Annotated in this window: 9 protein-coding genes (1 of these 9 only partly in view); 2 read left to right on the top strand and 7 right to left on the bottom strand. The window is 59.4% G+C overall.

Annotated elements, in window-relative coordinates:
- The 5 genes from msrQ to clpB form a co-directional block, all read right to left on the bottom strand.
- Positions 1-154: the 5' end (the start) of a protein-methionine-sulfoxide reductase heme-binding subunit MsrQ gene (msrQ, locus tag CLM58_RS04980; protein WP_095594759.1), read on the bottom strand. The gene continues 470 nt to the left of window position 1, outside the view; 154 of the gene's 624 nt are visible here — the first part of the coding sequence; it begins with the start codon at positions 152-154; its stop codon lies off the left edge, out of view.
- Positions 151-372 carry a GDCCVxC domain-containing (seleno)protein gene (locus tag CLM58_RS17325; RefSeq protein WP_095594758.1) on the bottom strand — a complete coding sequence of 74 codons (222 nt, stop codon included), beginning with the start codon at positions 370-372 and terminating at the stop codon, positions 151-153. The genes msrQ and CLM58_RS17325 overlap by 4 nt, the downstream gene beginning before the upstream one ends.
- Positions 372-1,313: a protein-methionine-sulfoxide reductase catalytic subunit MsrP gene (msrP, locus tag CLM58_RS04970; RefSeq protein ID WP_095594757.1), complete on the bottom strand. Its 942-nt coding sequence runs from the start codon at positions 1,311-1,313 to the stop codon at positions 372-374. The genes CLM58_RS17325 and msrP overlap by 1 nt, the downstream gene beginning before the upstream one ends.
- A gap of 93 nt (positions 1,314-1,406) precedes the next feature.
- Positions 1,407-2,906, bottom strand: coding sequence for an FMN-binding glutamate synthase family protein (locus tag CLM58_RS04965; RefSeq protein WP_095594851.1), 1,500 nt, complete (start codon positions 2,904-2,906; stop codon positions 1,407-1,409).
- A 97-nt stretch (positions 2,907-3,003) separates the two neighbouring features.
- Positions 3,004-5,616: an ATP-dependent chaperone ClpB gene (gene clpB, locus CLM58_RS04960; RefSeq protein ID WP_095594850.1), complete on the bottom strand. Its 2,613-nt coding sequence runs from the start codon at positions 5,614-5,616 to the stop codon at positions 3,004-3,006.
- 176 nt (positions 5,617-5,792) lie between these two features.
- Between clpB and pyrF the strand changes: the two genes are divergently transcribed.
- Entirely contained in the window at positions 5,793-6,488 is a 696-nt protein-coding gene (gene pyrF / locus CLM58_RS04955; protein ID WP_095594756.1) for an orotidine-5'-phosphate decarboxylase, read from the top strand.
- Positions 6,489-6,588: 100 nt separating this feature from the next.
- Here pyrF and groL read toward each other — a convergent pair whose 3' ends face one another.
- Positions 6,589-8,229: a chaperonin GroEL gene (groL, locus tag CLM58_RS04950; protein ID WP_095594755.1), complete on the bottom strand. Its 1,641-nt coding sequence runs from the start codon at positions 8,227-8,229 to the stop codon at positions 6,589-6,591.
- Between the two features lie 41 nt (positions 8,230-8,270).
- Positions 8,271-8,558, bottom strand: a complete 288-nt coding sequence (locus tag CLM58_RS04945) for a co-chaperone GroES (RefSeq protein ID WP_095594754.1) — start codon at positions 8,556-8,558, stop codon at positions 8,271-8,273.
- Between the two features lie 179 nt (positions 8,559-8,737).
- On the opposite strand from CLM58_RS04945, the gene CLM58_RS04940 reads away from it, so the two are divergent.
- On the top strand, positions 8,738-9,769 hold the full coding sequence (locus tag CLM58_RS04940) for a TraB/GumN family protein (RefSeq protein WP_158221857.1): 1,032 nt from the start codon (positions 8,738-8,740) through the stop codon (positions 9,767-9,769).
- The last annotated feature ends 42 nt before the right edge of the window (positions 9,770-9,811 follow it).

Here is a 9,811-nt window from a genome sequence, read left to right as displayed (position 1 = left end):
GACCAAGTTGATGCTCGATCTTCTTGACCGGGTCGACGCCAAGCGCCCCTGTCAGCCCCTGATAATAGAGCCACGCGATCGGCAGCGGCGCCAGCACGTATAACGGCCAGGCCGGTGCGCGGCGCAAGAACTGGTTAAGTCGGTCAATCATCATGCGTCTCCGCAGCAGCTATCGCCAAGTTGGATCGGGGGACACGGGACCGTTCCATAGGAACAGAAGACACAACAATCCCCAGGCAGTGGCTTCAATAAGGTTCCACAGGCTTTGCAGTTGTAGAACCACTGGCAGGCATCTTCGGGCATCGCCTCGAGACTCTTCGCGCCGCAGTTCGGGCAGGTGATCTGGGACGTCAGTTCAGGAGTCTCTGCCATTAGTAGTTCTTTCTCAGATCCATCCCCTCATAGAGACCGGCGACCTCATCCCCGTATCCATTGAACATCCGGGTCGGGACGCGTTTCGCGAATAGGCCGGCGCCAAGCACGCGCTCGGTCGCCTGGCTCCAACGCGGGTGATCCACTTCGGGGTTCACATTACTATAGAAACCATACTCGCGCCCGTTGGCCATGTTCCAGCTGGTCTGGGGTTCGCGGTCGGTCAGGGTGATCTTCACAATCGACTTGATCGATTTGAACCCGTACTTCCACGGCACCACCAGACGGATCGGCGCGCCGTTCTGCTTGGGCATAGGTTCGTCATAAAGGCCGGTGGCCATGATGGTCAGAGGATGCATCGCCTCGTCCAGGCGAAGACCTTCACGATAGGGCCAGTCCAGAACCGGGCTGCGCTGGCCACGCATTTCCGAGGGCCGTTCCAGCGTTTCAAAGGCCACGTACTTCGCCGAGGGCTGGACCCCCACGCGATCCAGCAGCGTCTTCAGCTCGAACCCGACCCAAGGCACAACCATCGACCATGCCTCGACACAACGAAACCGATAGATCCGCTCTTCCAAAGAGACACCCTTGGTCAGGTCATCCAGATCATAGGTGCCGGGCTTGTCGACCATACCGCCGATCTGAATGCTCCACGGATCGATGGTCAGGGCGGCTGCGTATTTGGCCGGGTCATCCTTGCCGGTGCCGAACTCATAAAAGTTGCAGTAGCTGGTGATATCGGACTTTGCGTTCGGCGTTTCATTTGTCGAGTAGCGGCTTGGTTTGGCACCTAGGCCTGCCATCGCCGGGCTGGCGATAGACCCAAACGCCGCCGCCCCTGCCACTGCAGAAGCGCCAGCAATCAGTTGGCGGCGATTCAGGAATACCTCTTTCGGGGTGACGTCAGACCATTTCGGGTCAGTGGCGCGGGCGCGTCGCATGGGCAATCTCCGTTCGTTTCGAAACTGATATACGATGCGCCTGCCGTTTTGCCGATTGAACTTCCCTCACAATCCCGTTGGCGATTGAAATGTTTAGTCCTCTTCAGGGTACCGCGGCTCGGACCGTGGGAAGATATCGATCATCAACCGCGATGTGCCATCGGGCTGCACCAGCCGCACATGACGCCGCCGCATCTGGCGCGGCTCGGCCACGCCAACCGAATGGGCGATCATCTCAACCTCAGCGATCACGCTGCGGGCATAGTTGGCCACGCGTGTCGTCTTGTTCTCAACCACCAGTCCTTTTTGCAGCGCAGGGTCGTGGGTGGTGATCCCCGTGGGGCACGTGTTCTTGTTGCACTTCAGCGCCTGAATACAGCCCAGCGCGAACATGAAACCACGGCCCGACACTACGAAATCCGCGCCCGTAGCAATCGCCCAAGCCACGTCGCCGGGGTTCACCAGCTTGCCACTAGCGATCAGACGGATGCGATTTTTCAGACCATAGGTATCGCGCAGATCCTCGACCATCAGCATGCTTTCCCGGATCGGCATGCCCACCAGATCCATCAAGGGCATGGGCGAGGCGCCCGTACCGCCCTCGCCACCATCAATGGTGATGAAGTCCGGCGCGCTTTTGATGCCGCGATCACGGATCAGTTGGAACAGTTCCTCGAAGGGTTCTGCCGTACCTGCCACGGTCTTGAACCCAACCGGCTTGCCGGTCACCTCGCGGATATGTTCGATCATATCCAAGAGCTGCTCAAAATTCTCGATATCCGGATGCCGGTTCGGAGAGTAGCTGTCCTGACCCACCGGGATGCCCCGGATGGCGGCTACTTCTTCATCCACCTTGGCACCGGGCAGAATACCACCCTTGCCGGGCTTGGCCCCCTGCGCGATCTTCAGCTCGAACATCTTGACCTGAGGATGCGCGGCCATCTTGCGCAGCTTCTCGTCACTCAGCTTTCCGTCATCGTCACGCACACCATATTTGGCGGTCCCGATCTGATAGACGATGTCGCAGCCCGATTTCAGGTGATAGGGCGACAGGCCGCCCTCGCCCGTGTTCAGCCATATACCCGCCTTTTTGGCGCCCCCGGCCAAAGCCTCGATCGCGGGACGTGACAGCGCGCCATAGCTCATGCCCGAGATATTGAAGATCGACGGCGCAACATAGGGTTCGCGCGCGTAGGGCCCGATGACCATCGGGTCTGTCGCGGCAAACTGGTCGTCCAGCGGCGGGAAGGCCGCGTTCACGAAAATAGGGGTTCCGGGGATATTCAGGTTTCGGGTCGACCCAAAGGCAATCGTATTGCCCTTACCCGACGACGCGCGGTTGACCCAATCGCGCTGAGCGCGGTTGAACGGCATCTCTTCCCGGTCCATCGCAAAGAAATACTGGCGGAAGAATTCGCCCAGCGTGGTGAACAAGTGCCGGAACCGGCCAATCACCGGATAGTTCCGCCGGATCGCGTCGCCGGTTTGCACCCTGTCGATCACGAAGAAGACAACGGCCGTCGCTGCCATCAATCCCAGCACGGTCACAAAGCTTAGCGCCATGAAACTCAGCGCATGCCCGGCCCAATCCATAAACACGCCCATCGACTCTCTCCTGTTTTCTAAAACAAGAACGGATTTGACCGAGAGGGGCAATTGAAAACCCCGCCATGTGGCGGGGTTTTCATAATTAGTGAACGACGGCGTCGCCTGGCCGCGCGCGGTTCGACGCCGCGACCCGATCACCGACGATCAAACCGTCGGCACCAGCGCTGACAGGGATCGTTTCCCCGTCCTTCACATCGCCCGCCAACAGCATCTCTGCCAACGGGTCCTGCAAGTGGCGCTGGATCACGCGCTTCAAAGGACGTGCCCCAAAGACCGGGTCATATCCCTCATCGGCCAACCAGGTCCTCGCGGCCTCATCCAGCTCGACATGGATCTTTCGTGCAGCAAGCCGTTTCGACAGTCGGGCCAGCTGAATATCGACGATCCCGTCCATATCCGGGCGGCTGAGCCGGTCAAAGATGATGGTCTCATCCAGACGGTTCAGGAATTCCGGGCGGAAATGCGCTCTTACCGCATCCATCACGTCACGCTTGGCATCGCTGGCATCGGCCCCATCCGGCAACTGGCTAAGCGCCTGCGCCCCAAGGTTTGACGTCAGAATGATCAGCGTCTGCTTGAAGTCCACGGTACGGCCCTGACCGTCGGTCAGCACACCATCATCCAGAACCTGCAACAGCACGTTGAAGACATCCGGGTGCGCCTTTTCGACCTCGTCGAACAGCACGACCTGATAAGGCCGGCGCCGTACGGCTTCGGTCAGCACACCACCTTCGTCATAGCCAACATAGCCCGGAGGCGCACCGATCAGACGGGCGACCGAGTGTTTCTCCATGAACTCGGACATGTCGATGCGAACCATCGCATTGTCGTCGTCGAACAGAAATTCTGCCACGGCCTTGGTCAGCTCTGTCTTACCGACACCGGTCGGGCCAAGGAACAGGAACGAGCCCAGCGGCCGGTTCTCGTCGTTCAAACCCGCCCGCGCACGGCGTACCGCGTTCGACACGGCGGTCACAGCGGCCCGCTGGCCAATCACGCGACGACCAAGATCGTCTTCCATGCGCAACAGCTTTTCACGTTCGCCTTCCAGCATCTTCGAGGTCGGCACACCGGTCCAGCGTTCGACGACCTGAGCGATCTGTTCTGGACGCACGGCCTCTTCGACCATGACGTCACTGGCGTCGTCCACTTCCGCAACCTGCTTTTCAAGCTTGGGAATGACGCCGTAGGACAGCTCACCTGCCTTGGCCAAATCGCCCTCGCGTTTTGCGGCATCCAGCTCGGCCCGTGCGCGGTCCAGCTGTTCCTTGATGTCGCGGGTGCCTTCCAGACGATCACGTTCTGCCTGCCACTTGGCGGTCAGCTCGGACGAGCGCTCCATCAGGCCCGACAGCTCTTTCTCAAGGCTTTCAAGACGGTCCTTGCTGGCCGCATCGTCTTCCTTCTTCAGGGCTTCAGCCTCGATCTGCATCTGCAGGATCTGACGGTCCAGCGCGTCCAGCTCTTCCGGTTTAGAGTCCACTTCCATCCGCAAGCGGCTGGCAGCCTCGTCCACAAGGTCGATCGCCTTATCCGGCAGGAACCGGTCGGTGATATAGCGGTGCGACAGGGTTGCCGCCGCCACAAGGGCCGAGTCGCTGATCCGCACACCGTGGTGCAGCTCGTACTTTTCCTTGATACCCCGCAGGATCGAGACCGTGTCTTCGACAGTCGGCTCCTCAACGATCAACGGCTGGAAACGACGGGCAAGAGCCGCGTCTTTTTCCACGTGCTTGCGGTATTCATCCAAGGTGGTCGCGCCAACACAGTGCAGCTCGCCACGCGCAAGGGCGGGTTTGATCAGGTTGGCGGCATCCATCGCGCCGTCAGTCTTACCGGCACCAACCAGCGTGTGCATCTCGTCGATGAACAGGATGATTTCACCGGCTGCGGCTTCGATCTCTTTCAGGATCGCCTTCAGGCGTTCCTCGAACTCACCCCGGTATTTCGCACCGGCAATCAACGCGCCCATATCCAAAGCCATCAGCTTCTTGTTGCGCAGGGATTCCGGCACGTCGCCGTCGATGATCCGCAAGGCAAGACCTTCGGCAATCGCGGTTTTACCGACGCCGGGCTCACCAATCAGAACCGGGTTGTTCTTGGTCCGGCGCGACAGCACCTGCATTGCCCGGCGGATCTCTTCGTCGCGGCCAATGATCGGGTCGATCTTGCCTTCGGCCGCGGCCTCGGTCAGGTCGCGCGCGTATTTCTTAAGGGCGTCATAACCCTCTTCCGCACTGGCAGTGTCCGCCGTGCGCCCCTTGCGAATGTCATTGATCGCAGAGTTCAGGTTCATCGCGGTCACAGCGCCCGCGTCCAAGGCATCCTTGGCCTTTGACTTCACAACGGCCAACGCCGTCAGAATACGCTCGACCGGGACAAAGCTGTCACCGGCTTTCTTGGCGATCTTCTGCGCCTCGTCCAGCACACGGCCAACCTGCGGGTCCATATAGACCTGCCCCGCGTCGCCCGTCACTTTGGGCAATTTGGTCAGGGCCATATCCACGGCCTCAACCACGCGTTCGGGCGCGCCGCCCGCACGTTTGATCAGGTTGCTCGCAAGCCCCTGTTCGTCATCCATCAATGCTTTCAGCAGGTGTTCGGGAGCCAGTTTCTGGTGGCTTTCCCGCATGGCAATGGTCTGCGCGGCCTGCAAGAATCCGCGAGACCGCTCCGTGAACTTTTCCATGTCCATCGGCGTCTCTCCTTCCATAAGCGCCCGGGGTTCCGGCGCCCGCTTTGCGGCACGCCAATATTGGGCCTTACACTCCATGTGGTTGGTCAGGTGCGCAGGTTCAAGACCATCCCCATTGCGATTTTTCACACAACAGATTAATCCCCGCAGGACCCCATGAAAACAGGAGCCCACCGATGTCCGATGACCGCCTGATCGTCGCCCTTGATGTGCCGAACGCACTCGAGGGCCTGCAACTGGCCGAGAAGATCGGCGATGCCGTGTCTTTCTACAAGATCGGGCTTGGCATGCTGACCGGCGGGGGCCTTGCCCTGGCCAACGAACTGAAGCAGGAACACGGCAAGCGCATCTTCCTTGATATGAAACTTTTTGACATCGGGGCTACTGTCGAAAAGGCCGTCCGCGGCCTGGCCCAATTCGATCTGGATTTCCTGACCGTCCACGGCGACCCCTATGTGGTGAAAGCCGCGAAAGAGGGCGCAGCTGGCAAGGATCTGAAGATCCTTGGCGTCACCATCCTGACCTCGCTGGATCGCGATGATCTGGACGGCGCGCTGATCAAAGAAGGTAATATCACCGATCTGGTGCAGGAACGGGCCGGCAACGCCTTTACCGCAGGCGCTGACGGCATCATCTGCAGCCCGCAAGAGGCCGCCTTGATCCGCGCCCTGCCCGAGGCCGACGGCAAGCTGATCGTTACCCCCGGTGTCCGCCCAACCGGCGCAGCCCTTGGCGATCAGAAACGCGTGGCCACCCCGTCCAGCGCCATCAAGGACGGCGCCGATCATATCGTAGTTGGCCGCCCCGTCTGGACCGCGCCCAACCCGCGTGCCGCCGCATTGGCGATTCAGGACGAACTGGCAAACCTGTAAGCTCCCTAACGCCGGACTTCCGTGCCGGGTTCGCCTTTGAACAACAGAAAAAGGCCCGCCGATTGGCGGGCCTTTCTTATTCTGACTGTGCCGGGCTGGCTTACATCATGCCGCCCATGCCGCCCATGTCGGGCATGCCGCCACCGGCGCCAGCGCCGCCTTCGGCAGGCTTGTCTGCAACCATGCATTCGGTGGTGATCAGCAGGCCAGCAACCGATGCCGCGTCTTCCAGAGCGGTACGGGTGACTTTCGCCGGGTCGATCACGCCGAACGAGAACATGTCGCCATATTCTTCGGTCTGAGCGTTGAAGCCGAAGGACAGGTCGGTGCTTTCGCGGACTTTGCCCGCAACAACCGCACCGTCGACGCCTGCGTTTTCAGCGATCTGGCGCAGCGGAGCTTCCAGAGCCTTGCGAACGATGTTGATACCGGCGTTCTGGTCGGCGTTTGCACCTTCCAGACCTTCCAGAGCTTTGCCGCCCTGAACCAGAGCAACACCACCACCAACGATGACGCCTTCCTGAACGGCCGCGCGGGTCGCGTTCAGCGCATCGTCAACACGGTCTTTACGCTCTTTAACTTCCACTTCGGTCATGCCGCCGACGCGGATAACAGCAACACCGCCTGCCAGTTTGGCAACACGCTCTTGCAGCTTCTCACGGTCGTAGTCCGAGGTGGTGTCTGCGATCTGGGTGTGGATCTGCGATACACGTGCTTCGATCTCAGCTTTCTCGCCAGCGCCGTCCACGATGGTGGTCTCGTCTTTCGAGATCTGGATCTTCTTGGCAGTGCCCAGCATGTCCATGGTGACCGACTCAAGCTTCATGCCCAGGTCTTCCGAGATCATCTGACCGCCGGTCAGGATCGCGATGTCCTGCAGCATGGCCTTACGGCGATCGCCGAAGCCCGGTGCTTTGACAGCAGCAATTTTCAGGCCGCCGCGCAGTTTGTTGACAACCAGAGTTGCCAGCGCTTCGCCTTCAACGTCTTCCGCGATGATCAGCAGAGGCTTCTGCGACTGGATCACTTGCTCCAGCAGCGGAACCATCGGCTGCAGCGAAGACAGTTTCTTCTCGTGGATCAGGATCAGGCAGTCTTCCAGCTCGGCAATCATCTTGTCCGGGTTGGTGACGAAGTACGGCGACAGGTAACCGCGGTCGAACTGCATGCCTTCAACAACAGTGGTCTCGGTTTCCAGACCCTTGTTCTCTTCAACGGTGATAACGCCTTCGTTGCCAACCTTCTGCATCGCGTCTGCGATCTGGCGGCCGATTTCAGCTTCGCCGTTGGCCGAGATGGTGCCAACCTGAGCAACTTCGTCACTGTCTTTGACTTCGCGCGCTGCTGCTTTGATCGCTTCAACGACTTTGGCAGTTGCCAGATCGATGCCGCGCTTCAGGTCCATCGGGTTCAGGCCCGCTGCAACCTGCTTCAGACCTTCTTTGACAATTGCTTGTGCCAGAACGGTCGCAGTGGTGGTGCCGTCACCGGCTTCGTCATTGGTACGCGAGGCCACTTCTTTGACCATCTGAGCGCCCATGTTCTCGAACTTGTCTTCGAGATCGATTTCCTTGGCAACCGATACACCGTCTTTGGTGATGCGCGGTGCGCCGAAAGATTTCTCGATAACTACGTTACGGCCTTTGGGGCCCAGTGTTACCTTTACGGCGTCTGCCAGAACATTGACGCCCTTCAGCATCTTGTTGCGGGCATCGGTGTCGAACTTTACGTCCTTAGCCATTTTTTATGCTCCTGAAATTCTTTTAATTCTTGGTCGACGACTTAGGACAGGATGCCCATGATGTCGGACTCTTTCATGATCAGCAGTTCTTTGCCGTCGATGGTGACCTCGGTGCCCGACCATTTGCCGAACAGGATCTTGTCGCCTTCTTTGACGTCCATGGAGATACGATCGCCATCTTCGTCTTTCGCGCCTGCGCCTACAGCCACAACCAGGCCTTCAGCCGGCTTTTCTTTTGCAGCTTCGGGAATGATCAGACCACCAGCGGTCTTTTCTTCGCTTTCGACGCGTTCGACCAGAACTCGGTCGTGCAGCGGAGTAAATGCCATTTTGAAACGCTCCTGCGTTGAAGTTGTCCTCTTATTAGCACTCACCTCCTTCGAGTGCTAACGGCGAAGAGGTAGGCAAATCGAAATGAGGAGTCAACAAGTTGGGGCAATTTTCTTTGACCAGCCGCCGGCTCGCATGGATTGACAAGTCCGCGCCCAGCACTTCCACTGGCCCACAATTGATCCACCGCCCCAAGGAAAGCCCCGCGACCGTGAAGCTTTTACCCCTTGTTTTCAGCCTTATTACACTGTGCAGCCCGGCCTTTGCAGAATGTCCGCGCGTCACCCCGTTTGACGATCTGCCCGAAGCCCATCAGGCCAAGCTGATACAGGCTGCGGCGGAAGAACCCTTTTCTGAAGGCATATTCTGGCGTGTACAAAAAGGCAGCCTGACCTCGTATGTCATCGGCACCTATCACCTACCAGACAGCCGCACCGCCCCGCTGGTCGAGCAGGTATCGCGCATCCTTCCCGACGTGGACCAACTGCTGGTCGAAGCCAACCGCGACACACAGTCTGCCTTTGAAACCCTGCTGGCAACCGATCCAAGCTATGCCTTCATCACCGAGGGCCCGACCCTGATCGACCGGCTCACGCCTGAGGAATGGAAAGAACTTTCGGCTGCTGCGCAGGATAGGGGCCTGCCGCCCTTCGTCGCAGCGAAATACCAGCCGTGGTTCTTGGCCCTGACTCTGGCCATCCCGCCCTGTGCCATGGCCCAGATCAGCGCCAAGAAACCCGGGCTCGACCGCCAGATAGAGGCGCTGTTTGCCGACAAGGACCTGCCCGTGACCTCGCTGGATATGGTTGATGGTTTACTGACCCTCTTGGCCTCGGAGTCGCTGGACGAACAGGTCAAGGATCTGCGCAAGGGGATGGAACTGGGCATGCTGGACCTCGACACCGACCTAACCGCCGGAGAGCTTTACTTCCGCCAGCAGACCGGCCTGATCTGGGAATACACGCTGGACAAGGTCCGCCGCACTGCAGGCGACCGCGCCGACGAGGTTCTGGTCGAACTGGCGGAGATGGAACAAAAGCTGCTTCATGATCGCAACACCGCATGGGCCCCCGCGATTCTAGAGGCCGTTTCGGACCGCCCGACATTGGTGGCCGTTGGCGCGCTGCACCTGTTTGGTGAAACCGGCGTTCTGCCGCTGTTACAGGACGCAGGCTTCACGATAACGCGCCTGAATGTCGCGTTTGACTGAATCCAACCGCTCATGACGTGACAAGGGTTCTACACAGCCCTA

This window comes from Actibacterium pelagium (assembly GCF_002285415.1).
Lineage (GTDB): Bacteria > Pseudomonadota > Alphaproteobacteria > Rhodobacterales > Rhodobacteraceae > Actibacterium_B > Actibacterium_B pelagium.
The sequence above is the reverse complement of the archived record's forward strand: the minus strand, read 5'-3'. Positions and strand labels throughout refer to the sequence as shown.